Origin of the sequence: Shewanella sp. NKUCC05_KAH (genome assembly GCF_019345585.1) — a bacterium.
GTDB classification, from domain to species: Bacteria; Pseudomonadota; Gammaproteobacteria; order Enterobacterales; family Shewanellaceae; genus Shewanella; species Shewanella oncorhynchi.
Map to the genome: position 1 here is coordinate 68,988 of NZ_JAHKQZ010000017.1, position 24,976 is coordinate 93,963.

Here is a 24,976-nt window from a genome sequence, read left to right on the forward strand (position 1 = left end):
CGAGTTTTACGGATTGGGCTAACGCTTTGAGCTCACTCCGTTTAAAAGAACGATAACAATACTCAAGGATAAGCCCGTGAAACCTGCCACCTTTAATACCGAAGCTTTTGATGATTGGATCCGCAGCCGCTTTGTGGAACTCAATTCCGAGCTAGAACAGCTTTACTACCAACAAACGGATCGGGCCAATGTGCTTGATATCGGCGCAGAAGCTAAGTTGGCGCTGGAGAGCGAAGGGCGAGAGTTGATTAAGACCTTGCTCGATGAGGGGAATACTGATGAAGGTTTCGACAGTGCCTTCGATTTACTCGGCAATGTGGGCTTGTATATGGCGGCCTGTCGGCGCCATGAAATTACCGAGCCCTCGCGGGAAACAACATCGCCATTAGCTGAGGCTTCTGCGCTCGCCATGCATATTGGCGCTTCAATAGGCGTCACGCCGCGCTTTGCCACCGCACATTTAACTACGCACAATCGTGCCCACAATGGCATTTATAAGCGCTTTACCGATCTGAGCGCCGAAAAGCTGTTTGTGGATTACAACACTAAAGGCATTTTGGCCTATAAACGCGCCGCCGATGCGCTATTAAAGATCCAGCCTTTGGGCATTTCCCATCCCATCAGTCACGATTTACTGCGAGTCGCTAAACAGGCATTGCAAGATGTGATTGAGTCGAATACTCAATTATTCAACCGATTAGATACTGACCGTTTCTTTTACTGTGTTCGTCCTTACTACAAACCTTATCGGGTGGGTTCAGTCATCTATCGCGGTGCTAATGCAGGTGATTTTGCGGGAATTAATGTCATCGATTTAACGCTAGGTCTTTGTTTTGCAAACGAAGCCTCCTATTCACAAATGCTGGTGGACAAGTTTTTATACATGATGCCGGAGGATCAACAGATATTGCGCGAGTGCATGCGTCGGCCGAATTTGATGGATGACTTCTTGCTGGCAAAAGACTGCTCAACCCAAGATTGGTATCAAGAAAACTTGCGACTCTTTATCGAAGTCTGCGAATTACATGGCGAGACTGCGATTCAGCACCATAATGAGTTAGTAACTAAATATATTGCTGAGCCTTCGACAAGTATGGAGCAGCAGCATTTAGCTAAGGTTACCGCGAGTGGTCCGCCACTGCATGTGCTACTCGGCTCATTGGAGCGACTCAGAGACAGACGCGCCGCCGCTCAGCGCAGCGATATTCGGACTCGTTATTGTGATATTAAAAAACTAAAAGAGAGTTTGAGATAACACTATGTTTGAAGATTTTAAAAAGGACTTTTACCTAGCAGGTCCAGGATATCTATTAAACCATTCCGTTGGCCGGCCATTAAAATCGACCGAGCAGGTCTTTAAAGAAGCCTTTTTTGCGCCTTGGCAGGAGTCGGGGCGTGAACCTTGGGGCCAGTGGTTGGGTGTGATTGATGATTTTACCTTTGCTTTATCTAAACTATTTAACGGCCACCAGAAGGATTTTTGCCCTCAGGTCAATCTTTCCAGTGCGCTGACTAAAATTGTCATGTCCCTCGACAGATTGAACCGCGAACACGCCGTTGTGTTAATGAGTGAGATTGATTTTCCCAGCATGGGTTTTGCCCTTAAAAAAGCGCTGCCTGCCAGTTGCGAAGTACGCTTTATTCCTAAAGGGCTCGATATCACCGACCCTAATGTGTGGGATGCGCATATCAGCCGCGATGTGGATCTGGTGTTTGTCAGCCATGCTTACTCGAATACGGGGCAGCAGGCGCCATTAGCCAATATTTTCACTATAGCCCGTGAGCGAGGTTGTTTGAGCTTAGTGGATGTAGCGCAATCGGCGGGGATTATTCCGCTGGATCTTGCGCGCCTACAACCCGATTTTTTAATCGGTTCGAGTGTGAAATGGCTCTGCGGCGGCCCTGGTGCTGCCTATCTTTGGGTTAATCCCGCCATATTGGATAGTTGTCAGCCTAAAGATGTGGGTTGGTTTAGCCACGAGAATCCGTTCGAATTTGATATCCATGATTTTCGTTACCAGCATTCCGCACTGCGCTTTTGGGGAGGGACACCATCAATCGCGCCTTATGCCATTGCCACCCATAGCATTCATTATCTTGCTGGTTTAGGTACTCCGTTGCTGCGTAAATACAATCAGCAATTGATTGATGCTGTGGCGCAAGAGCTCGACCATGAGTTTGTGTCGCCGCGGGATACTGAAAAGCGCAGCGGCACGCTTATTCTGCAGTTTGGTAAACAGCAGCATCAAATGATGACGGCATTGGCGAACGCGAATATTAGTGTCGACGCCCGCAGTATGGGGATCCGGATTTCTCCGCATATTTATAACAATATGGCTGATATCAAGTTGTTACTTGATGTGATTAAAGCAAATCGCTAACTTAAATGATTTAAAATGGCTTGCTAGGCTAAGTTGTACCACGTAATTACAACTAACAAGGCACAACACTCTGGGAGGCAAACCGCGACATGGTCGTTCCCGTATGCTGGCGTTAACTCACCGTCACACAGGCAACTTGAGGTTATTTATTGGGTGCGATCATGCTTAAATCTTGTAGTCATAGCGGCAGACCATAGGTCGCGGGGTGTGGAGCTTGGGATCGCTGGGCGTGATCGCTAAATCTGCAGGTAGCATAACAGTATCGATGATCAACGCACTGCTCATATCAACGAGTGTCAGCGGGATGGTAAAGAGCAGCAAGGGCGGGGCCGCCAACGCGGAGATAATCATACACTCCTCGCCATTATCAACAGCCGTTTGCACACTTGAGAAAGAGTGACCCCAAGTTGAATCTTCTCCCATCCTCGACGTTATCGTTGCACATCCCGTGAGAGAACAGCACACGACCAACCAAGTCAACCAACGCATAACCACTCCATTGTTTATATGTGAAAAACTGCATTGCTTCGGTATGATCTACTCACTTGATCAACTGAGAGCGTTAGTGATGTGGAACCAGATCTGGTTTCATTTGACGCCAACCTGTTCTGTTTCAACAGCTTGGCATTCTAACTATATGATTATATCTGTCAATTATTCATCAACAGAAACGAGATACAACCAAGCTCAATAACCTAGTTGTTAACGGCGACTCTTGTTTTGGATTGGTATTAATCATGGAGGTTTGTATGCCGTGTCCTCGCAGCACTCAGATGAGTTTTGAACATACTCTTTAAAATCAGTCTCCACTTCCCTTACTGGCCATCTAGCTACTTTTATTACTTTCCTTAAAACTGTTTCAGTAAATATTCGCTTGAGGGTAGGCCGAGAGCATATTATGTTGCTGATTTAAAATGGATGACTGGATTTACTGCTTGGCGATGGCCACGCTACAAGTAGAGTCTACCGAGAGGTAACAGGATGAACAATAAAGCAGCGCCGCAGCAGTTGGCGTCGACAGAGCAAGAGACACAACCGTTGGACGACAGTCGGTATGAAGACCTGCCGCGCAGTGAGTACCTGCAATTACCCCAAGAGGAGCAAGACCGGCTCTATCAGTTGCGTCAGCAGCGGGTACGCGAGGCGCCCACCCTTTATGAGTGGGATATTCGGGTGGCGACTGTCTATGGTCTATTTTGGTTAACCTTCCTGATCCCGTGTGGCTGTTTAGCACTTATAGGGAGCTATTTGCTATCTGGCGATACTAGCTTGGGTATAGGGTTAATCATCATGGCACTAATAATGTGCCTATCTGCTCGTTACCTCTGGTTTGCAGACAAGCAGTACCACTATCGGCTCACCACAGAGGGGCTGGTCACCACCTATCATGACGCTATTCCGGATGCAGCCTACGCGGTAGTGCGGTGGCTGGCTTGGTTTGGAGTGGTGGTTTGTATTGTCGGGGTGGCGTTGTTAGGCCCGGCCGCCTTGGTCGGTGCAGGAAGTTTTGCCGTGATGGCATTTTTCTTTACTGGTTTTAAAAATGTAGAGACTACTTACGAGAGTCCTATAAAAAATGGGCATCGTCATTTGATTAAGGTAACGCGGAATCGTCCATTTATTGCCTGCCAATCGGATATACGAACAATGGGCTTACGCGCAAGCATTCGTCTTCATTGCCCATTGGATAAGATGCACATTATCTTGTCATTGCTGATGACGCAGTTACCTGATTCTGAAATCCGTGTATTTAAAAATGAGCGCGTGTTAGATGGCGTACCATTTGCGTCATTTGAGTCAGGCAAACCAGCCCAACTATCAGATTTTGCCCCTGACAATACCCAGCCCAGTTAACGTTTTTTCTCGCGCCTGTTATTGGCGCGAGACTCGGTGTCCATCAGTGACAGCTTTGCCACCAAGATGCTAACAGACTTTTTAGCGGCAAGGTCGTCAAGGGTGAGAAAACATTAAGTACGAGCTGTGTGGGTAGGTTAACGATGACCGTGCAGTCCGTGGGTACAGCAAAGGAATAGCTATATGAATAAGAGGGCAGCGCCGCAGCAGTTGGCGTCGACAGAGCAAGAGACACAACCGTTAGACGACAGTCGGTATGAAGACCTGCCGCGCAGTGAGTACCTGCAATTACCCCAAGAGGAGCAAGACCGGCTCTATCAGTTGCGTCAGCAGCGGGTGCGAGAGGCGCCCACGCTTTATGAGTGGGATATTCGGGTGGCGACTGTGTATGGCATTGGGTGGATCATGGTCCTTATTCCGTGCGGGATTACGGCTCTAGTTGGGTTGGTGACATACTGGTATGGATTTGAGCAATGGTATTATTTTCTCATCATAGTGATGATTTTTGGGCCATTTATGCGCTACCTCTGGTTGGCCGACAAACAGTACCATTATCGGCTCACCACCGAGGGGTTAGTTACCACCTATCATGACGTTATACCGGATGCCGCCTACGCGGTAGTGCGGGGGCTGGCTTGGTTTGGGATGGTGGTTTGTATTGTCGGGGTGGCGTTGTTAGGCCCGGCCGCCTTGGTCGGCGCGGGTGGTTTTGCCGTTATGGCATTTTTCTTCACCGGTTTTAAAAATATAGAGACTACTTACGAGAGTCCTATAAAAAATGGGCATCGTCATTTGATTAAGATAACGCGGAATCGTCCATTTATTGCCTGCCAATCGGATGTACGAACAATGGGCTTACGTGCAAGTATTCGTCTTCATTGCCCATTGGATAAGATGCACATTATCTTGTCATTACTGATGACGCAGTTACCTGATTCTGAAATCCGTGTATTTAAAAATGAGCGCGTGTTAGATGGCGTACCATTTGCGTCATTTGAGTCAGGCGAACCTGCCCAACTGGCAGATTTTGCCCCTGAGAATCCCAGCCTAGTTGAATAAAGCGTGGACACTCAACAATAATGGCGCGGTAGTTAACTTCCGACTATATAGGTGGTTTTATGCCGCACCCTCTTTTAATTTAGATCAGTTTTCAACCATCTATCTCTATTGTTGCTGTTGCCGCGGTGTCTGGCGTGCCTTCTCTGAATGATAAAAGAGTGGTTGGCGATGATGCCTATGTAGAGAACAACGCGATGATTGAATCAGAATAAAAGTTGTATATACCTTTAAAATACAAAAAGCCCCGATAGCGTTGCTATCGAGGCTTTTATATTTTCTGTATCAATTACATAAAGCGAGCCGGTTGTATAGCGCTAGCCATTACAGGCTGTAGTACATTTCAAACTCAAGTGGGTGAGTTGTACGTGCTACGCGCTCAGCTTCTGCTGTTTTCAGTACGATATAAGATTGGATGAAATCTTCACTGAACACGCCGCCTTTAGTCAGGAACTCATGGTCAGCTTGCAGATTTTCAAGGGCGTTTTCTAATGACGTTGCCACTTGTGGGATTTCAGCCGCTTCTTCTGGAGGCAGATCGTACAGATCTTTGTCCATCGCCTCACCTGGGTGGATCTTGTTTTGGATACCGTCAAGACCCGCCATCAGCAGCGCTGCGAAACCTAAGTATGGGTTTGCATGTGGATCAGGGAAACGTGCTTCGATACGACGGCCTTTAGGGCTTGGTACCACTGGAATACGGATTGATGCAGAGCGGTTACGGGCAGAGTAGGCCAACATAACAGGTGCTTCAAAGTGTGGCACTAAACGCTTGTAAGAGTTAGTGCTTGGGTTAGTGAAAGCGTTCAGCGCGCGAGCGTGCTTGATGATACCACCTATGTAGTACAGCGCCGTTTCACTTAAACCTGCGTATTTGTCGCCAGCGAACAAGTTAACACCGTCTTTCGCCAGAGATTGGTGAACGTGCATGCCGCTACCGTTGTCACCAACGATGGGTTTAGGCATGAAAGTCGCCGTCTTGCCGTAAGCGTGTGCCATGTTGTGCACTACGTACTTCAGAATTTGGATTTCATCCGCTTTCTTAGTCAAGGTGTTGAAGCGAGTTGCGATTTCGTTTTGACCTGCAGTCGCCACTTCGTGGTGATGCGCTTCAACCACTTGGCCCATTTCTTCGAGCACTAAACACATAGCGCTACGTAGGTCTTGTGATGAGTCAACCGGTGCAACTGGGAAGTAACCACCTTTAACAAATGGACGGTGACCTGTGTTGCCGCCTTCGTAGCTAGTGCCTGAGTTCCAAGCCGCTTCTTTAGCGTCGATCTTAACGAAACAACCTGACATGTCAGTACCGAAACGGACATCGTCAAATAGGAAGAATTCTGGTTCTGGTCCAATCAATACAGTATCAGCGATACCAGTAGAGATCAGGTAAGCTTCTGCTTTTTTAGCAATTGAGCGTGGGTCACGGTCGTAACCTGTCATAGTACCGGGTTCAAGAATGTCACAACGGATCAGCGCTGTGGTTTCTTCGGTGAAAGGATCCAGTACAAATGTCGTTGGATCTGGCATCAGTACCATGTCTGATTCGTTAATGCCTTTCCAACCAGCGATAGAAGAACCGTCAAACATTTTGCCGTCTTCGAAGAAATCAGCATCTACCTGATGAGAAGGAATAGATACGTGCTGCTCTTTACCTTTAGTGTCGGTAAAACGTAAATCAACGAACTTAACTTCTAATTCTTCAAGTTGCTTTAAAACTGATTCAACTGACATTCTCAAGCCTCCGGTAGGGTAAAGGGATGCCCCTTCTATAATCTTTTAACTCAAGTGATTTATCTTGAGCCAAACTTACGAGCTATAAAGCGATATCCATGCCAATAATTTAACTTACTGATTAACATGGTTTAAAATCTTTGTTGCACTTAATTGGATTCGCGTGTGCACCATAATAGTGCTTTTGTCTGTGGCATTTTGGTGCATTACTCCATTTTGGTGCGCACTGAATTGATTCATGCAAACCTTAAGCTGGGATGCACAGCGATAACATGCACCGCTTATATGGCACTGAGATGGCAATGACGCTTTGGCTTTCACTATCTCAGTAAGTACCGCCTCTGTGAAGCTCGCACATACTTGCAGCACTGCACGGGACTATTTATCACCGCATAATCGCCGCATAATTGTCATAAAACCACGCTAGTCTGTCCAACTATGCCACGCATTATCAATCCAATAGTGGTTTATTATCATATTATTAGGAAAGAGTTCGTTCTCATGTGCGAAATGTCTTTGCTGTTCACAGGCCAAGTGAAATCAGTGATGCGTAAAAAGGTATTCCGTGACAATGAAGTGAGTCTTAATGCCATCGGGTGTAAACGCCAACATGAACGTTAGATTAAGTGTGCCGCAGAATTTATTGCAGTGTGTTCACGTGGTAATTTCTCTGTATCTAAGTCGATTTTGCTGATGCTTAAATCGACATTAGCAGTGCTAACATTGAATACGAAAAATAGCAAATTCAGCTGCTTAACTCGAATTTTTCCTACGAATATGGCAATTAAACAGAGCGTTAACTCTGGCTATAGAGGATTTCATTCAGTGGATGATTGGCGGAAATTACCCAAGGATTGGCGAATTGTTTTATAAGTGTTCAAAAATAATCCTGTGCGCCAAGGCCGCTCTGGAGTAGAATGGCACGCTTTTTATTGTGGTAGATCGAGCTCGATCACCATAACGAATTACTGAAATATCCCTATTTTTGTTTGATGGTAAGAGGTTTATCCGTGCTAGAGAATTTACGTAACATCGCCATTATTGCACACGTTGACCATGGCAAAACGACCCTGGTAGACAAGTTGCTGTCACAGTCAGGCACCCTTGCAACCCGAGGAGAAGCCACTGAGCGGGTGATGGACTCCAACGATCTTGAAAAGGAACGTGGGATCACGATTCTGGCAAAGAATACTGCCATCAAGTGGAACGACTACCGTATTAACATTGTTGATACCCCAGGCCACGCCGATTTCGGTGGTGAGGTTGAGCGTGTTCTGTCTATGGTTGACTCAGTATTATTGCTAGTTGATGCCGTTGACGGTCCAATGCCACAAACTCGCTTCGTAACGAAGAAAGCGTTTGCTCAAGGCCTAAAGCCAATCGTTGTTATCAACAAAATTGACCGTCCAGGTGCACGCCCAGATTGGGTTATTGACCAAGTATTCGACCTGTTCGATAACTTAGGTGCAACTGACGAGCAGCTAGATTTCCCAATCGTTTACGCTTCTGCGTTAAACGGTTTTGCAACTTTAGATCCGGATGTAGCGAGCGATGATATGACGCCGCTGTTCCAAACTATCGTTGAAAAAGTATCTTTCCCAGATGCTGACGCCGAAGGCGCGTTCCAGATGCAAATTTCGCAAATCGACTACAACTCATACGTGGGTGTTATCGGTATCGGCCGCATCAAGCGTGGTAGCGTGAAAACGAACCAACAAGTGACTATTATTGGCGCTGATGGCAAAACTCGTAACGGTAAAATGGGCCAAGTATTAGGTTACATGGGTCTAGACCGTACTGAAGTTGAAATTGCTAACGCTGGCGACATCGTTGCTATCACTGGTTTAGGCGAGCTGAAAATTTCTGACACTATCTGTGCCGTTGGTGCAGTAGAAGCTATGCCACCTTTGACTGTTGATGAACCTACTCTGACCATGACTTTCCAAGTTAATACTTCGCCTTTTGCAGGTAAAGAAGGTAAGTATGTGACTTCACGTAACATTCTGGAGCGTCTGCAAACAGAATTAGTCCACAACGTGGCACTGCGTGTTGAAGAAACAGAAAGTCCAGATCGCTTCCGTGTATCTGGCCGTGGTGAATTGCATTTATCAATCTTGATTGAAAACATGCGTCGTGAAGGTTACGAGTTAGCCGTATCACGTCCAGAAGTTATTCTGAAAACTATCGACGGTGAACTGTGTGAACCATTTGAAACGTTGACTGTTGACGTTGAAGAAGAAGATCAAGGCACAGTAATCGAGAAATTAGGTACCCGTAAAGCTGAAATGAAAGACATGCAGCTTGATGGTAAAGGTCGTGTACGTATCGACTTCATCATCCCAAGCCGTGGTTTAATCGGTTTCCAAACTGAGTTTATGACCGCGACTTCTGGTACTGGTCTAATTTATCACTCATTCGACCATTATGGTCCGCACAAAGGTGGCGATATCGGTCAACGCGCTAACGGCGTATTGATCTCTAACGCAACGGGTAAGGCTCTGACCTTCGCATTGTTCGGTCTGCAAGATCGCGGTCGTCTCTTTATCGGCCACGCCGCTGAAGTATACGAAGGCCAAGTGGTTGGTATTCACGCTCGCTCAAACGATCTGACAGTTAACTGTTTGAAAGGTAAGCAGCTGACCAACATGCGTGCTTCTGGTACTGACGAAGCCCAAGTGTTGACTACGCCAATCACAATGACACTTGAGCAAGCGCTTGAGTTCATCGATGATGATGAATTAGTTGAAGTAACGCCTAAGAACATTCGTGTTCGTAAGAGACACTTGACTGAAAACGATCGTAAGCGCTTTAACCGCGGTTAATGCCAGCCTGTTAACTCAGGTGACACGCCCTTAAGGTGAGTCAATCGGTTTAAAAAGCCCTGCATAGGAAACTGTGCAGGGCTTTTTGTTGGGATAAATTGAGTAATGGGTATTAGTAGTCCTTATCCATCACCCGTATGCAATTGCGGCCAGCGGATTTGGCGCGGTAGAGAGCGGCGTCAGCTTGGCGAACGAGTTCTAAAGCATTTTGTTTGTTAGAGGGTTGCAGATAGGCGATGCCTGCGCTCACTGTCACAATCCCAAGGTCGGTATTTGCATGCGGAATGGCAATGGCTTGGATCAACTGATGTATATGCTGCGCTGTCTCAAGTACGGTTTGATTATCGACATTCGGTAATAGAATGACAAATTCTTCGCCGCCGTAGCGAGCGACTAATTCGCCCGCTCTGCGACCGGACTGGGACAGTGTACTCGCTAATTGTTTAAGGCAATCATCTCCGGCGAGGTGGCCATAGTGATCGTTAAATTGTTTAAAGTGGTCAATATCGAGCATGATGAGGGCCAGTGATGAATTGCTCCTTTGTCCACGACTCCACTCTGTTTGTAACATCATGTCAAATAGGCGGCGATTGCCGATATTGGTTAAACCGTCGGTATTGCTGAGTATTTCAAGTTGCCTATTGGCTTCTGCCAGCTCACAGGTTCGAGCTGTGATCATGGATTCAAGTTCGACGTTACGTTCCTCTAATCGCGCGATCGGGTAAATTTCCCCTTTGTGGGCTAAGCCGTAGGGGATGGATATGCCACTGTGGACAATCATCCAGTCGTTGTTTTCTCGGTGAAATATCAACACTAGCCGTGCTGTCTCGCGGGAAAGCATAGGATTAGGGATAGGTAAGTGGATATGGAAAAAGGCAGTCACAACCACGAGGTTGTCGGCAAGGTCTTGTAAAGAAAGATCTAACATTTCGATGTGGATTCGCTCAGGCACTTGTGCAAAGTCCTGGCGAGTGATTCGCACCCATTCTTCCCTGCTGGTGACAAGCTGGTCACTGCTCCCTGCATAGCCGCTAAAGTTATCACTAAAGCGACGAGTTAGCCTGTCATCACGGGAGGCATACATCTCTATATATTCGTCAAATAACGAATGGATCAATTGCTGTCGGTCGGGTCGCATAGGTTAGCTCCGTTGGGGAACATAAAACCATTTTCCTAATATCCGTATAGGAATATTATCTGCGATAAAGTCTAGCTGTTGCCTGATTGTAATCAATTTTATGACGTATATATTAAAAATACTGCAGTGCAGTATGGTCTGTGAGACAAAATTGTTTTGCATTCACTTAATGTATCATTTAGCCCAAGTATTATTTAACACAAGCCTGCTGGGATTATTCAAAATCAGGCAAAGCTTGTTGGTATTGCTTAGCAGTGACTGCTGATGAGAGGTTACTGGATTGCGTTAGCTGAGTGTGTCACTGGGCGGCAGGTGAGGTCTTTTCTGGATAGTATTACTTGGCTGTGGCTTTATTGCTGACGCCTATCATCGCTGTGGTGCGACCGAGGACGTCGGGATACTCGATAGGACTTAGAGCCCTATCGAGTGAGCAGTCAAGCTTATGATTTAGCTTTATCTGCCAGTTTTACCGCATTGACACTTTCACCTTTGAAGCTGATAGTCACATTTTTCTGAGCGACTTCATTATCTTTGAGCAAAGTCTTAGTGGTTTCTGCCAGCATTGGAGAAGCTGCATTTAACGCACTAAGATCATAGGCCCAAACTTCTAGATCCGCTTCATTATAAGTGCTAGCAGGCGCACCTAATTTTTCAGTGATTGTTTGCTTGGTTGAGCCTTCTTTAATGCCGAATGTATTTTTAATCGCTTCATTCGTTGCGCTGTCTAACGCATTGGTTGCCGTATCATTCACTGTGTCAGTGACAGATTGAGTTGCTGATTTAACGATTGAATCGAATGGGCCAGCATAAGCAAATAATGGTAGAGCAGTAAGAGCGATCAATAATGATTTTTTCACACAATAATTCCTTTGGTTAATACATTCCTTTATTAAATGCGCGCGAATTAGACCAGTAATTAGATTTCGTGTCAATTAAGCATCTGTTCTATATGATTTTATTTTAATCCTTTCAGATTATTCCTACTAAGTGGGTAAACCTTTAGTTGTACCTAAAGGTTTCCATTTTGAGGTTTTCTAGTCTTATCTGCTGCTGTTTTTCAATTTCGTTAGTGTTTTATTCCATCGCAATTGGATCCCATCATATGTGTCATTTTAGGTGTTCTAGTGCCCAATTCTATTAATCACTTGGATCAATTCCATGCGGATGTTGTCTGGTGTTTGGCTATGCCAGAAACCTGCTAAGTAAGCGCCCAGCGGTAGGATAAATAATGCGATAAGCACTAATGCGAGCAATCCCTTATGACCGAGTCTATGGCCTGATTTCAGCCCAAGGCCGAGGGCGGCGGATTTAGGGCAAGCCGCGACACAGCGCATGCAGGCTTGGCACTCGTCACTGCGAATCGTGGTTTTAGTGTGCACTATGATGTTTGCTGGGCAAGCGCGGGTACACTTGTCGCATTTCATCCCTTTTGCTTCGATAAGGCAGTGCTGGGTATTGCGGCGGATTTTTAATGGGCTCGCAAAGCTTAAGATCCCAAGCATAGCACCATAGGGACACAAGTAACGGCAGAATCCCTGACGACGCCATGCAGCTAAAGCGAGGATCAGCGCAAATACCAGTAGCGTGATTAGGCTGGGTGTTAGGAAGAACAATGCCATCTTCAAGTCGGCAATCTTATGATAATTACCTTCAAGATAATGGGGGATGGATTGTGCTGGCATACCAATGACTATGTAGCAAAGTGCTAGGAGTAATAGATATTTCAACATTCGCAGTGGCCAATCTAGCCAAGCGGGTGGTGTAAGATCTGATTTAATAAAGCGTTTTCTAAAGGAATACAGATATTCCCCTGCCAGACCTAATGGGCAAGCCCAACCGCAAAATGCCCGCTTGCAGAGTAAACCTGTGAGTAATACCGCCGCTAGCATGACTGCTGCCGCAGGATGGGTTTGATCCCACAAATTGAGGCTGATAATGGCTTTAAGCTCAATGCCACCCGCAATCGGTAAAAAGGCATCGACTACGTCTGGGCGCATTAGCCAAGGTGTGATTCCTTGCTTAAGCAGTACGGTATTGATTGTGTATTGTATGGCAACCAGCAAGAGCGATAGCGCTAAGACATGTTGAGTCCCTTCACGAAGGGTATTGATTTTAATTTCACCCTTGAGTGCATCAGGCGCAAATTTATGCCCAAGTAGCATCAGTGGCAGTGCAATAAGAAGCCCGAGAGCCAGTGGCCAATAAAGACTCATTGCCACCGCACCGATACTGAGCAACAGTGTGGCGACCGCGCCCCATTTCTGGCCGCTCCAATAGCTGAGGGAGGCGAGATACATGAGTGCCAACATCAGCGTGAGTGATTCGATAAAAGTCATAGTGATGAATACAGCTAATAAGTTACAAGTACAGGCTCTGAGTGGTGAACTGAGGATAAGTTTTTGAGTAATAAGTGAAATTGTGCGTCAGATCTAAGATTCGCGCTATCAATCAATTAAAGCGCGCCATAGCTCACAAAGCTAAGTGTTTTAGTCTTGCACAAATAAAGTATGGCTTGCAGGGACAGAGGGTGAGGTCACACGAAAAATAAAAAGCCCTAGCAATTTAGTTTGCTAGGGCTTAGGAATTCAGTAGGGCATTTGGATTAATTTTTTGATTTTTCGAGTGCTTCGATAAATTTGCTCGATTCGTTAATCGAGGTGTTCATCTCTTTAATCAGGGCCGAAATATCGGTTTGCAGACTCGCAAATTCGCTTTTAATCGCACCAATGGCTTGGGCGTTCAAGTTATGCTTTAGATACAGCATATTGTCTTTCATAGCGGTGAGTATCGGCGGCATTTTCGACTCGGCACGGCGCATACTTTTAATCAATTGTTCATAGGCGCGGCGCGTTTCTTTGAGTTTAGCTTCACTGTTGCGGCGTAGATTAGCTTTACTGATCTCGCTAATTTCATTTTGCCACTCATCGAACAGTGCTTCGGCTACATCTTCGACTTTATTGATGCGGTTGCTGACGTTGTCGGCGGCACTTTGAGCCGATTCGTATTCATCTTTGGCTCTGCTATAGGCTTTTTCTAAGTTGCCATCACTGTAATTGAGCAGTGCTTGCATTTCTTCTAGGGCAGAGCTGAACTCTTTTTGAGCATCCTGTTGGGATTTTTTCGCATCTTTAACTCTGTCGACCATAATATCGCGTTTATGGTAACCGACCTTTTCCATTGCGCCGTAGTAGGCACTCTGGCAACCACTAAGCAGGAGACTTGTGGCAATCAGCCCTGAAGCTATCAGTCTTTTCATTGGGTGTTCCGTCGCTGAATGAAATTAATTAATCGGCTTTAAATCGCGCCGCATCGATAATGCTCCACAGATGAAAGATAGCACCTATTACCGCGGGCACAATCAGCCACCAGAGGGCATAACCCACCACTGTGATAATGAAAAATAACAGTGCGGCCATTATTCGGCCTTGCAATAATTGGCCTAGCCCAGGAAAAAATAGGCTAGCAATCGCGGAAATAACGTTACCTGCAGATCCTTGTTGAGACATCAATTCACTCCTTAGACTTGTAAATTAAGTGTTTATTGTACGAAGATAACGAGTCTATACCAACAGAATCAAGAGAAACCCGTGACTAAGAAGATAGAACTGGCACAAATTCGCGCCTTATTCCTCGGGATCTGGCACTTCCTGCTGCATTTGAGACGGCGTTTAGTTGAAGATCAAATCAATATCCGCGCCGGACATTTAGCCTATGTCACACTGTTGTCACTCGTGCCTATGGTGGCGGTGACTATGTCTATGCTGTCAGCTTTTCCGGTATTTAAGGGGATACGTGGACAGATAGAAGGTTTCGTTTATCAGAATTTTTTACCCGCCGCTGGCGATACTGTGCAAGTGTATATCAATGAGTTTGTGGCCAATGCCTCTAAGGGGACTGCGGTCGGGATTGCGGCCTTAGTCGTGGTTGCCATTTTGCTGATTTCTGCCATTGATAAATCGCTTAATAACATTTGGCGCACTAAAGAGAAGCGTTCAGTGGTGGTGGCTTTTTCTATGTATTGGATGGTCATCACTTTGGGCCCGGTATTGGTGGGGGCCAGTTTGGTCGCCACTTCCTACGTGGTGTCATTGAAGGTCTTTGACGGTCAGTTGTCGGGTGTGGTGCCTGTGTTTCTTGAGCGTTTACCTATGCTTTTCTCTGTGGCGGCATTTTTGTTGTTGTATATGGTGGTGCCTAATCAAAAAGTGAAGTTTTTACATGCACTATTAGGGGCGATTGTTGCCGCAATCTTGTTTGAGTTAGGTAAAAAAGCCTTTGCTTTGTATGTCACTCAGTTTCCGAGTTATGAAGCGATTTATGGTGCTTTAGCCGTGATCCCCATTATCTTTGTCTGGGTGTATTTATCGTGGATGATAGTATTACTCGGCGCGGAAATTACCGCCGCTATGCCTGAGTATTTAGATTATGAGTCGAGCTCAGATGATGACGAAACCGTTCTGAATGCTAAGCCCCTAGAAAACGCCTCCCAAGATAATTCCGCTGCGGTGTTAACTTCGGCTGAGGTGACGGCACTCAAGGCGGTGGCTAAATCTGAATGACCCCATTAGAGGATTATTAATGGCGATGACACTGAATGCCTGAATCCTTCCCATCTTTTATCCGTCGCGACTGGTTTAACGTTGGCAATGGTCAGCAATTGCATCTGGCGCAATACGGTAATCCACAAGGTATCCCACTGCTGTATTTGCACGGCGGTCCAGGAGCGGGTTGTGATATCGGTGATTTAGCTTTATTTAATGGCGATCAATATTGGATTTTGCTTTTAGATCAACGCGGTTCTGGACAATCTTTACCCTTTGGCGATTTAGCCAACAACCATCTCACTGGTTTGATTAGCGATATTGAGGCGATTCGCCTCGCATTGGGTATTGAGCGTTGGTGTTTAGCAGGTGGCTCTTTTGGGGCCACATTAGGCTTAATTTACAGCGGATTATTCCCAGAGCGGGTGATTGCACAGGTACTGTGGGCGTTATTTATTCCATCCAAAGAAGGTCTCGACTGGCTCTATGGCGCTGACGGCGCTGCAAAATTGCAACCTGCTGCTTATCGACTCTTCAATGACATTTTTCCGGTTCAGTTATCGCTGACTGAACTGCTGGATTCGTACCATCAAGGTTTGGCATCGGCAGATGAAAATGTGCGATACCATTTTGCGCGGCGTTGGGTACAGTGGGAGTTGCAGCTTGCGGGGGCGAGGTTAGTGCTACCAAGGCTGTTACCCGAATCCGTATTAGCATTAGCCAATATCGAGTTACACTTTGCTCGACATAATTACTTCAATGCCATGAATGTGTTACAGCGCGTGACGCCTAGAGTGAAGGCGCGTAGTGTGTTATTGCAAGGAATGCAGGATGCGATTTGCCCAGCGACGCTATTACGCGATTTTTTGGCTGGGTTGGAGCATGCTATTACAATTCAATCTGTTGTCGATGGCGGACATATGCTCAATAGTGAGTCTTTGTTTTTGGCGGTTACAGCAGAAATCCATGCTATGTGGTCGTGGATACATCAAAGGGAAATACAATGAAAACATTGCTCATCAGTGCCAGTTTACTCGGATTAACCGCCTGTGCCGCTACGGCGCCCTCGCAAACCAGCGCGATTGATCAAGTGGCGACTCAGGAGGTCGTGAGTGCCCCTGTCGCGCCCAAAGTTGTTGAACTCGGTGGGTTGACCAATGAAACTGCCGCTGATCGCTTGTACCAAGCGCTGATTAACGCAAATTATCTGGCCACCCAAGTTGCGCCGACTAAAGTGGCTGTGCAGTTTGGCAATAACCAATTCTTGCTTGAGCCGAGTATCAATTCGGCGGGCATTGACCGTATTTTAATGAATCGCTTCTATGCAGTGCATCCGCAATTGCAGGCCAGCCAAGAGTTGCCTGCCGTGATTGGCACCTTGAATCAGAAGCTTAATTTTGCCAAGTTTGTGTTGCTGGACCAAGGCGCAGTGATCCAAGTGCAAGGTACAGTGACCTTTGCCGACCGTATTGAAATAGAAGAGTTACGTCGTTTTATGCTGTGGACTAATGGCGGCTTAGCGCAGGTCGTACAATCTTTGCCTGATGGCGTAGAGCAATATATCCGCCCGCTCCCGCTAATGCCGCAAATGGTTCCCGTTAAGCCTTAATCTAAAAGGAAAAGTTGTGATTGCGTTAATTCAAAGAGTGAGTCGCGCCAGTGTAGTGGTTGATAACCAAACCCTAGGTGAAATCAATAAAGGCTTGTTGGTTCTGCTCGGTGTCGAGCAAGAAGATACCCGCGAGAAGATGGAAAAGTTGGCGACTAAAGTCATGAGTTATCGCGTTTTTTCCGATGAAAATGGCAAGATGAATCTCAATCTAGAACAAGTCGGTGGGTCTTTATTAGTCGTGTCACAATTTACCTTAGCCGCTGATACAGGCCGAGGCTTGAGGCCGAGTTTTTCAGGGGCAGGTACGCCGGATCAAGCCTTAGGCTTGTATGAAGAGTTTGTCGCATTCTGCCGCGCTAAGGGCGTTCACACAGAAACCGGACAGTTCGGCGCCGATATGCAAGTGTCCTTAGTCAATGATGGCCCAGTGACCTTTAATCTGCAGGTGTAGCTTCTATCGTGATGTTTATCTAGGGGTCTAGGTGATGGGGGGCTAGGCATAATCAATGTCGCTTGTACCAAGAGGGAGTATTAGGGAATGCACATGGATCAATTACTCATTAAATTACGCCAGACTTGGCACAGTACGATCCCCGTTAGCGAGTTTATGCAGATAATGCCACTCGATTACAGCGAGGGAGAATTTCGAGTCACAGCGCCGATGACGCCCAATATTAATCTGCATCAGACCATGTTTGCGGGCAGCATTTATACCTTGATGACCTTAACAGGGTGGGGGGGCGTGTGGCTAAATCAACAGTTGGTGGGCGTGGCGGGTGATATTGTGCTCGCCGATGCCCATATTCGTTATCTTGCTCCTGTGACTTGTGACCCTGTGGTAAAAGTACAATGGCCAGATGTGGATCTCAGTCCGTTACAAAGGGGGCGCAGAGTTAAGGTGAAGCTGGAAGTGCAATTGTATTGTATGGATTCATTGTGTGCGGTTTTTGAAGGCCTGTATGTTAGTACGTCGAAAGCATGAATGCGTCGAAAACAACTTAGTGTATCTGTACGTCGAAGGTGACGTATAACCTTTCTAAAAAATCGAAGCTAATCTCAGATTTTATCCGCTTTATTTCTTTTTTATGGGCTAATACACTAGCGTCATAGAGTTGAGATATTCCATCTGACTCTGAGTCATTTACCTATTTTCGGAGCAGATTATGTCTAAAGTCTTAATTTTAAAATCAAGCATTCTTGGCGGTTATTCACAATCTGCCGTGTTAATTGACCACTTAGCGAGCCACTGGGAAACCCAAGGTGCCGCTATTACAGTACGTGATTTAGGCGGTAAAGACGTACTGCCTATGGTAGACGGTGAAATCGCTTCTGGGTTACGCGGTGGTGCAGAATTATCCGCACGTCAGCAAGAAATGCTCGCCTTATCAGATACCTTAGTCGCTGAATTAAAAGCGAACGATACGATTGTTATCGCTGCACCTATGTACAACTTTACGATTCCGGTTCAACTTAAAAACTGGATCGATTTTGTCGCCCGTGCCGGTGTGACTTTTACTTACACTGAAACAGGTCCAAAAGGATTAGTGGAAGGTAAACGCGCTGTGTTAGTGACGACCCGTGGCGGCGCTCACAAAGATGGCCCAACGGATCACGTTGTACCTTACTTGAAAACGGTTTTAGGCTTTATGGGTATCACCAATGTTGAAGTGGTTTACGCCGAAGCGTTGAACATGGGCCCTGAAGCCCACGACAAAGGCATGAGCGAAGCGAAACACAGTATCGATCAGCTGAAAGCTTAATTGTCCCATTGATTAGCTGAGTCATTTGATTTAGCTGAATAAATAATGCCAGCCTTTAATAGGCTGGCATTTTTGTATGTCCATTTCAGCTAAGCACGCTTTGCTTAAGTGGCTAGGTTTGAGCAACTAGACTCGAGCGGCTAGGTTTAAGTGGCACGCTAAGCTGTTTATTCGCAAAGGCTGCAGCCTTTGGCTAGGGTGCTTGTCTCAACATAACGCACCTTAGTGCTGGCTTGGTCGCGATTACGACTGATGCTAAAGCGTGTATGGCGTTCAGTTTCAAGCGGCTTTTCAGCAGTGTTACTCTGTGTGGCTTCAAACTGTAACGTTTTGGCATGATTTGTTTTATGCATACACCACCTCGCAGATATCTACGTCATCACAATATACAGACTGGCCTGATTAGCGCCGCACAACCAAGGCTTAAATTAGCTCGGCTGGCAGCAGACTAAATCTTTAAGCGAACCGCCATTTACCACGCAGCTAAAGCCATTGGCCTTGAGAATGTCGCAGCCCTTTTGCGCTCGAATCCCTGCGCCACAGTAGAGCACGAATGGATGCTGTTTATTGTCGACTTGATGTAACCATTGGTCGAGCATTGGCAGCGGGACATTAATGGCTTGGGGCAAATGACCTGAGGCGAATTCCTCTGGTGAACGCACATCAATCACTCGTGCGCCTTGTTCAATCAATTGCCAACATTTTTCGCCCGAGTGGCTGCCGGATAACTTAGCCAGTAAAGATTGAAACATAGCATTGCCCCTACCATTAGAGAATTTTCAATAAGTTTATTCTAATGGATTGGTGAGTGCAAGCACTGCAGATTATCGGCAGTGAATGGTTTTTGGCATTACTGGCACTAGACAAGTAGTTAGAGGCTAGACACATTAGCTCTTTGATAGTGAATGATGTCGTGGAATACCACGGCTTGCTCGTTTAGATTGCGATAGCCATGGGGTTTGTCGGCCGCAAATCGTACCGCTTCACCTTGCTTGAGTGTTTGCCACTCGCCATCGACTAGCACTTCCATAGTACCGCTCAAGACAATGACATGCTCAGTGACACCCGTTTCATGGGGCTCAGAAAGGCGCTCATAGTTTGGCTGTAGGGTGAGTTCAAACATCTCAAAACCGAAGCGCTCTTCAAAGGGGAAGAGTGAGGCGACTAGCATGCCGTCGGTGGCGGGTTGTTGGCGTAACTCGTCGGGCTTACGGAATACTGCGCCTTGGCTCTGGGGTGTGGGTTCGAGAAAGGTCGACAGCGAGATATTGAATCCACTGGCTATTTTCCATAGCGTCGCAATGGTTGGGCTTGATTCACCGCGCTCGATTTGTCCTATCATGGCCTTACTAACGCCCGTCTCTTGGGCGGCTTTATCTAAACTCCATCCCTTTTGGTTGCGAAGTGCTTTAAGCGTGGTGGCGAGATAGCTGTTTATCGTCTGCACAATGGCCCCATCATTTTTATGAAAATTTAGTTTGTACGTTATAACGCACAGATGTTATCTTGTCCATCTCGTACGTTATAGCGCACAAAAGCTATCTTGTTCATTTTATAAGTTATAGCGCACAAAGTAATGGCGACATCAATTGCAGAGAAAGGGAGTGGATATGTGGCGAGATGCAGGGAGTTTATCAAAAATATCAGCGGGATTTATTGCGGTATTAGTGGGTTATAGCAGCTCTGCTGTGATCATCTTTCAAGCGGCGGAGGCTGTGGGGGCGACACCAGCACAGATCAGTTCATGGCTGTGGGCTTTAGGTGTGGGCATGGGCGTGACTAGCATAGGGTTATCGCTTTACTACAAGAATCCTATTCTAACGGCTTGGTCTACACCGGGCGCGGCGCTGATGGTGACAAGCCTTGCGGGATTGAGCGTCAATCAAGCCATAGGCGCTTTTCTGGTGAGTTCGATTTTAATCACTCTTTGCGGGGTGGCGGGCTGGATGGATAAACTTATTCGTATCATGCCGCAGTCAGTCGCTTCAGCCATGTTAGCGGGGATTTTATTGCAATTTGGCCTAGGGCTATTTCAGGCGATGCAAACCCAGCTGAGCCTCATATTAATCATGCTGTTGGTGTTTGTCGTCGTTAAGCCTTTTGCGCCGCGCTACATCATCTTGCTGACCTTGCTGGTGGGTATAGGCATGAGTTTTCAATTAGATTTGCTCAAGTTAGATGCCGTTCAGCTGCAATTGGCGATGCCAGTGTGGACTACGCCTGAGTTTTCGCTGGCGAGTATTATTGGCGTGGCGCTGCCGCTGTTTGTGGTGACTATGGCCTCGCAAAATATGCCGGGCGTTGCTGCGCTGCACGGTAATGGCTACAGGCCGCCCATTTCACCTTTGATCACGACTACAGGATTCATCGGGGTTATTCTCGCGCCCTTTGGCGGTTTTGCTTTTAACTTATCCGCCATCACAGCCGCGATTTGTATGGGTAAAGAAGCTGACCCGAATCCCGCGACCCGCTACTTGGCGGCGGTATGGGGCGGGGTGTTTTACTTTATCACTGGGTTACTCGGCGCCACTGTGGTTGGACTGTTTTCCGCTTTCCCGAAGGAGTTAGTACTAGCCATCGCCGGATTAGCCCTGCTCGGCACTATTGCCAATAGTCTGACCGCCGCATTGGCTAAAACCGAAGATCGTGAAGTGGCGGTGATCACTTTCTTGGTCACTGCATCGGGTTTTAGTGTGCTGGGCATCGGCAGCGCATTTTGGGGGTTGTTGCTTGGGTTTATTATCCATTGGTGGAACGGGCACAGAACTGCATCAGTAGTTAAGCGAGCGAATACTTAACTGCAGCAAAGCGCCTTAGAGATGAATTTCAAAGACTAAGGCGCATGTTTTTTAGATTTTCTTCGTCATAAACACGCTATTGGGGTCGAGTCGATAATCGGCGAAGGGGCCACAGATTTCAAAACCAAATTTGGTGTAGAGCATTCGGGCGGGGTTAAAGAAGTCCATCGAACCTGTCTCTAGATTCAGGCGTTTAATGCCAGCAGCTTTAGCGTCGTTGATCAGGTGCTGCAATATCTTAGACGCTATGTCCTGTTGTTTATAGGGCACCGCGGTGCGCATGGATTTGATCTCCGCGTGCTCGGCATCTAACCATTTTAGTGCACCGCAGCCCGCTAAATTATTGCCATCCCACAGGGTCCAAAAGCGAATATTGGGCTGACGTAGGCCATCAAGATCTAATGCGTGAACGCTTTCGGGCGGAGAGGTTGCCCGCATATCGTCGAGGTGTTCTGTTAAAAGTGCTGCAATTTCAGGCCCTTTTAGATCATCTAGTATAATTTTCATCGTCTTTCTCAAGATTGAAACTCCCTCTGTTGTTGCTTATCCATCATAGTGTTATCGCGTTTAGTTCTTTTTAGGGGTAAACGCTGCGGTGGATAAGCAAAGGGTAGGCCAAGAGTTTTTATCTTTAGCTAAAGCTAAACCCAGAATCAAAGTCGTGGGGCTTCACCCCACACCCGACCAAAAGGGGAAAAGCGCCTGTTCCCCTTTTGGATATCCCCCGGCGTCCCCAACGGAGTTGAAAGCCCCTTGTGCTCATTGACAAATTTGCTATCGCTTCCGAAGGATGCGTCCCTGCACCTGCGAAAGCTAGTCGGTCATCCATGACCGAACTCACGCAATTTGTCTATTCGCCCTGCGGCAACTCCGAGGTGATGGTATATTCTTTTGACTTTAGAGTTGTCTGATCGTCCTTAAAGCATAAAAGAGTAGTTGTCCTGTTTCTGCCTGTGGTAGGAGTTTTAGCCTGAATTTAGGGGCGGAGTGCAGTAAATCAACGTCATGAATTCCCCCAAATTTAGCGCGGCGAATAACTACTAATACGTTAGCAATAATTATAATTAACAGAGGTGGATATGGGGTGGAAAGGTACTGTTAGAGCAATCAATGCAGCTGCTAAAAAAGTCGAACGAAATGCTAAAAAGTCTCAGAGAGAGCTAGCACTTAGACATAAAGAATATGCAAAAATGCAAGGGTTAGAACAGGCCGCGTATGATGTAGAATTTTTTGAAAATTATATAGAAATTGTTCAATCGATGCACAAAGAGTGTGGTGATAGCATTAATTGGGAAAAAGTTGCAGTTATAGCAGAACCGAATAAACCTATTTTCATCAAAGGATTAGAGTCGGAGGCGATTAGTCAAAAAGAACAATATCAACCGAGTTTTTTTGACCGTTTATTTAAACGTATTGAAAACAAGCTGAGAGTTCTAGATGTCGCAATTGAGTCTGCTAAAAAGCAAGATCAAATTAATTTTGAGTTGTCACTTGAAAAGTGGCAGCAGAATTATAAAGAGTGGGCGGAAAGTGTTGAGCAAGCTAATTTGCTTATAGCTGGTGAGCCAGAAGCAAGAATTAACACGATCAAAGAGCTTAATCCTTTTAGCGAGTTAGACACTTTAGGTTCTAGTTTGCATTTTTCAGTATTGGAGAATTATCTTCTAACCATAAATATAAATATTCGTGGCGCAGATATTATTCCAAATGAGCAAAAATCGTTGCTTAAAAGCGGTAAATTGTCAGTTAAGAAAATGCCTGTAGGTAAGTTCAACGAATTGTATCAGGACTATGTATGTAGTTCAGTTCTGCGCGTAGCTAGAGAAACTTTTGCAATCTTGCCTGACGAGTTTGTGTTGATTAATGCTACCGATAAGCTGTTAAACAAGGTTACTGGATATCTTGAAGAGCAAACTATATTGTCGGTGTATGTATCAAGGAGCACTTTGGATAGTTTGAATATGGATTTAATAGATCCTTCTGACAGCATGCGAAATTTTATCCATAACATGTCCTTTAAGCCGACAAAAGGCTTTGAGCCTGTTGTGCCAGTAGACGTGGTAACACTTGCGTAAATTGGATGACTAAAAGTGAACTGTTAATGTGTGGTATTGGCATTTGTTATTTTTTTTAAATTGTCATCGCTAAATGTTAGCTCTAGTCTTTGAACCTAAGGTTATGCTGATGCTCGAAAGGCAAACCATGGTGATTGGCGAGACGACCGTCCGCCCCATGGACGGGGCGGTCGAGCATCCAAGGATGGACTTGCTGCGTGTCGTCGAGCCAGTACCATGGTTGGCCTCACTCTGAGCAATATCTATGTTTAATAGCCTCTTCGCCTTTCATAGCTCTCGTTCATAAACTTTGAAACTATTCACAGTGTCGGTGAGTGAATGCCATGGCAAGCCTGTATAGGCAATTTCAGCAAACGCTAAGGCCAACAGTAATTTAAAAAGTGATCGAAGCGAATATAAAAATGGCCGAGGATAAGCTCGGCCATGATTTACTCGATTAAGCGTAAAGCGGGCAGGTTTAGTAGTATTTCTTCAAATAACTCTCGGCGTAGTTTTTGAGCTTTTTGTTTGAGCTCGTGGTTGCCATATTTTCAATCACATCGCGGTAAGCGGTATTCCCCGAACTAGCTAGCGCTTTTGCCATGTTGGCATAGGTATCGATGGCGAGTTTGTCATTGGCCATTAAGCGTGGTGTTTTCAATTCGTTACTGAGTACGGCTAGGATAAAATCATCGTACTGGCGGTCATCTATGATGCGTTTAGCCGCGAGACGCATTAATTCTAAATCATTGCTGCGTAGGGCATTGGCAAAGGCATTATTTTGCTGACTTTGATCGGCAGTATATTGGCTTTTATCCGCAAGAATCGCATTCCATTTTTTATATATTGTTATGTTTTCTAAAGCCTGACCTGCGTATTTTTTGAGTTTTTTAGGATAATCACCATTAACAATCTTGTTGATGGTTTCGCTGTACTTATCATTGCCTGAATAAGCTAAGCCTTTGACTAACCAAGCACTGTAGTCAATGGCATTTTTTTCAGTGGCTTGGGGCAAAGATGCGAGTAGCTTTGCTTCGAGCGCATCAAAAATGGCCGGATCGGTTAAACCAGCGATGGTGAGTGATTCAATGGCTTCTTTTTGCTTGAATTGGTTATCACCCTTAAAGATTTCTTGATAGGTTTCAACCGTATATTCCTCAGCCAATAAAGGCGAGCTTAATAAACTGATGCTAAGCAGCATACCTGCAAACAGTGGTTTCATAGTG

At 46.1% G+C, this 24,976-nt stretch carries 26 protein-coding genes; 14 read left to right on the forward strand and 12 right to left on the reverse strand.

The window, feature by feature from the left end; all coding sequences use genetic code 11:
• Positions 1–76 precede the first annotated feature (76 nt).
• A complete protein-coding gene (locus KO533_RS15600) occupies positions 77–1,255 on the forward strand; it encodes a monodechloroaminopyrrolnitrin synthase PrnB family protein (protein WP_219251334.1) in 1,179 nt (392 codons plus the stop codon).
• Between the two features lie 4 nt (positions 1,256–1,259).
• Positions 1,260–2,381, forward strand: coding sequence for an aminotransferase class V-fold PLP-dependent enzyme (locus KO533_RS15605; RefSeq protein WP_113941336.1), 1,122 nt, complete (start codon positions 1,260–1,262; stop codon positions 2,379–2,381).
• A gap of 165 nt (positions 2,382–2,546) precedes the next feature.
• Here KO533_RS15605 and KO533_RS22670 read toward each other — a convergent pair whose 3' ends face one another.
• Positions 2,547–2,870, reverse strand: coding sequence for a YceK/YidQ family lipoprotein (locus KO533_RS22670; protein ID WP_105251113.1), 324 nt, complete (start codon positions 2,868–2,870; stop codon positions 2,547–2,549).
• 492 nt (positions 2,871–3,362) lie between these two features.
• Between KO533_RS22670 and KO533_RS15615 the strand changes: the two genes are divergently transcribed.
• The gene (locus tag KO533_RS15615; protein WP_219255016.1) at positions 3,363–4,235 is read left to right on the forward strand and encodes a hypothetical protein; all 873 of its coding nucleotides are present in this window, start codon (positions 3,363–3,365) and stop codon (positions 4,233–4,235) included.
• A 183-nt stretch (positions 4,236–4,418) separates the two neighbouring features.
• Positions 4,419–5,294, forward strand: a complete 876-nt coding sequence (locus KO533_RS15620) for a hypothetical protein (protein WP_219255018.1) — start codon at positions 4,419–4,421, stop codon at positions 5,292–5,294.
• 321 nt (positions 5,295–5,615) lie between these two features.
• On the opposite strand, the gene glnA is transcribed toward KO533_RS15620, so the two are convergent.
• On the reverse strand, positions 5,616–7,025 hold the full coding sequence (gene glnA / locus KO533_RS15625; RefSeq protein WP_113941334.1) for a glutamate--ammonia ligase: 1,410 nt from the start codon (positions 7,023–7,025) through the stop codon (positions 5,616–5,618).
• A gap of 1,010 nt (positions 7,026–8,035) precedes the next feature.
• Here glnA and typA point away from each other — a divergent pair.
• Positions 8,036–9,847 carry a translational GTPase TypA gene (gene typA, locus KO533_RS15630; protein ID WP_105251119.1) on the forward strand — a complete coding sequence of 604 codons (1,812 nt, stop codon included), beginning with the start codon at positions 8,036–8,038 and terminating at the stop codon, positions 9,845–9,847.
• A gap of 112 nt (positions 9,848–9,959) precedes the next feature.
• On the opposite strand, the gene KO533_RS15635 is transcribed toward typA, so the two are convergent.
• The 5 genes from KO533_RS15635 to KO533_RS15655 form a co-directional block, all read right to left on the reverse strand.
• Complete coding sequence (locus KO533_RS15635) at positions 9,960–10,985, reverse strand: diguanylate cyclase (protein WP_219255020.1); 1,026 nt, start codon at positions 10,983–10,985, stop codon at positions 9,960–9,962.
• 440 nt (positions 10,986–11,425) lie between these two features.
• Positions 11,426–11,842, reverse strand: a complete 417-nt coding sequence (locus KO533_RS15640) for a hypothetical protein (RefSeq protein WP_105251122.1) — start codon at positions 11,840–11,842, stop codon at positions 11,426–11,428.
• A 264-nt stretch (positions 11,843–12,106) separates the two neighbouring features.
• Positions 12,107–13,321: a 4Fe-4S binding protein gene (locus tag KO533_RS15645; protein ID WP_219255022.1), complete on the reverse strand. Its 1,215-nt coding sequence runs from the start codon at positions 13,319–13,321 to the stop codon at positions 12,107–12,109.
• A 266-nt stretch (positions 13,322–13,587) separates the two neighbouring features.
• Entirely contained in the window at positions 13,588–14,241 is a 654-nt protein-coding gene (locus KO533_RS15650) for a DUF2959 domain-containing protein (protein WP_105251124.1), read from the reverse strand.
• Between the two features lie 28 nt (positions 14,242–14,269).
• Positions 14,270–14,491, reverse strand: coding sequence for a hypothetical protein (locus tag KO533_RS15655; RefSeq protein WP_006079786.1), 222 nt, complete (start codon positions 14,489–14,491; stop codon positions 14,270–14,272).
• Between the two features lie 81 nt (positions 14,492–14,572).
• On the opposite strand from KO533_RS15655, the gene KO533_RS15660 reads away from it, so the two are divergent.
• The 6 genes from KO533_RS15660 to azoR all read left to right on the forward strand — a co-directional run bounded on the left by KO533_RS15660 (position 14,573) and on the right by azoR (position 18,898).
• Entirely contained in the window at positions 14,573–15,544 is a 972-nt protein-coding gene (locus tag KO533_RS15660; protein ID WP_105251125.1) for a virulence factor BrkB family protein, read from the forward strand.
• Positions 15,545–15,579: 35 nt separating this feature from the next.
• Positions 15,580–16,533, forward strand: coding sequence for an alpha/beta fold hydrolase (locus KO533_RS15665; RefSeq protein WP_168826472.1), 954 nt, complete (start codon positions 15,580–15,582; stop codon positions 16,531–16,533).
• Positions 16,530–17,135, forward strand: a complete 606-nt coding sequence (locus KO533_RS15670; RefSeq protein ID WP_168826474.1) for a hypothetical protein — start codon at positions 16,530–16,532, stop codon at positions 17,133–17,135. Before KO533_RS15665 ends, KO533_RS15670 begins: the two co-directional genes overlap by 4 nt.
• Positions 17,136–17,151: 16 nt before the next feature.
• Positions 17,152–17,589 (forward strand): D-aminoacyl-tRNA deacylase, encoded by a 438-nt coding sequence (gene dtd, locus KO533_RS15675; RefSeq protein ID WP_113941328.1) that lies wholly within the window; start codon positions 17,152–17,154, stop codon positions 17,587–17,589.
• Positions 17,590–17,682: 93 nt separating this feature from the next.
• The gene (locus KO533_RS15680) at positions 17,683–18,120 is read left to right on the forward strand and encodes a thioesterase domain-containing protein (protein WP_219255024.1); all 438 of its coding nucleotides are present in this window, start codon (positions 17,683–17,685) and stop codon (positions 18,118–18,120) included.
• A 181-nt stretch (positions 18,121–18,301) separates the two neighbouring features.
• Positions 18,302–18,898 (forward strand): FMN-dependent NADH-azoreductase, encoded by a 597-nt coding sequence (gene azoR, locus KO533_RS15685; protein WP_219255026.1) that lies wholly within the window; start codon positions 18,302–18,304, stop codon positions 18,896–18,898.
• Positions 18,899–19,065: 167 nt separating this feature from the next.
• On the opposite strand, the gene KO533_RS15690 is transcribed toward azoR, so the two are convergent.
• The 3 genes from KO533_RS15690 to KO533_RS15700 form a co-directional block, all read right to left on the reverse strand.
• Entirely contained in the window at positions 19,066–19,251 is a 186-nt protein-coding gene (locus KO533_RS15690; RefSeq protein WP_219255028.1) for a hypothetical protein, read from the reverse strand.
• Between the two features lie 75 nt (positions 19,252–19,326).
• A complete protein-coding gene (locus KO533_RS15695; protein ID WP_219255030.1) occupies positions 19,327–19,650 on the reverse strand; it encodes a rhodanese-like domain-containing protein in 324 nt (107 codons plus the stop codon).
• A 119-nt stretch (positions 19,651–19,769) separates the two neighbouring features.
• A complete protein-coding gene (locus tag KO533_RS15700; RefSeq protein WP_219255032.1) occupies positions 19,770–20,345 on the reverse strand; it encodes an XRE family transcriptional regulator in 576 nt (191 codons plus the stop codon).
• Positions 20,346–20,508: 163 nt separating this feature from the next.
• On the opposite strand from KO533_RS15700, the gene KO533_RS15705 reads away from it, so the two are divergent.
• Complete coding sequence (locus KO533_RS15705) at positions 20,509–21,696, forward strand: benzoate/H(+) symporter BenE family transporter (protein ID WP_219255034.1); 1,188 nt, start codon at positions 20,509–20,511, stop codon at positions 21,694–21,696.
• Between the two features lie 51 nt (positions 21,697–21,747).
• Here the strand turns inward: KO533_RS15705 and KO533_RS15710 are convergent, their stop codons facing one another.
• Positions 21,748–22,203: a GNAT family N-acetyltransferase gene (locus KO533_RS15710; protein WP_219255036.1), complete on the reverse strand. Its 456-nt coding sequence runs from the start codon at positions 22,201–22,203 to the stop codon at positions 21,748–21,750.
• Between the two features lie 572 nt (positions 22,204–22,775).
• On the opposite strand from KO533_RS15710, the gene KO533_RS15715 reads away from it, so the two are divergent.
• Positions 22,776–23,771 (forward strand): hypothetical protein, encoded by a 996-nt coding sequence (locus KO533_RS15715; protein WP_219255038.1) that lies wholly within the window; start codon positions 22,776–22,778, stop codon positions 23,769–23,771.
• 73 nt (positions 23,772–23,844) lie between these two features.
• Entirely contained in the window at positions 23,845–24,006 is a 162-nt protein-coding gene (locus tag KO533_RS15720) for a hypothetical protein (RefSeq protein WP_219255080.1), read from the forward strand.
• A 222-nt stretch (positions 24,007–24,228) separates the two neighbouring features.
• Here the strand turns inward: KO533_RS15720 and KO533_RS15725 are convergent, their stop codons facing one another.
• Positions 24,229–24,972, reverse strand: a complete 744-nt coding sequence (locus tag KO533_RS15725) for a hypothetical protein (protein ID WP_219255040.1) — start codon at positions 24,970–24,972, stop codon at positions 24,229–24,231.
• Between the last annotated feature and the right edge of the window lie 4 nt (positions 24,973–24,976).